Genomic DNA, 383 nt, shown 5'->3' on the forward strand with positions numbered 1-383 from the left:
CGGGTTGGCGTGCTGGAGCTTCGGGTTCCGCAAGATCGGGCCGGCCGGTTCTCGACGGAGTTGTTTGAGCGTTATCAACGCTCGGAGAAGGCACTGGTATCGGCGCTGGTCGAGATGTACGTGCAAGGCGTGTCGACGCGCAAGGTGAAGGCGATCACCGAGGAACTGTGCGGCCATTCCTTCTCGGCCTTGACGGTAAGCCAGGCGACGGCGCGGCTGGATGAAGCCCTGGAGGCGTTCTTTGAGCAGCGGCTTGCTGAACCTTACCCGTACCTCATTCTGGACGCGCGCTATGAGCGGGCGCGCGAGGCCGGCGTGATCGCCAGCCAGGCGGTCTTGGTGGCGATCGGCGTCGACTGGGAGGGCCGGCGCCAGGTGCTCGG

At 65.5% G+C, this 383-nt stretch carries 1 protein-coding gene; it reads left to right on the forward strand.

Annotation, left to right across the window (positions count from 1 at the left end; all coding sequences use genetic code 11):
• Nucleotides 1–383, forward strand: a 383-nt coding sequence (locus AC0L3H_RS33035; protein ID WP_473588254.1) for a transposase, incomplete at both ends; no start/stop codon positions are given.

The organism is Mesorhizobium sp. WSM4816, assembly GCF_055811535.1.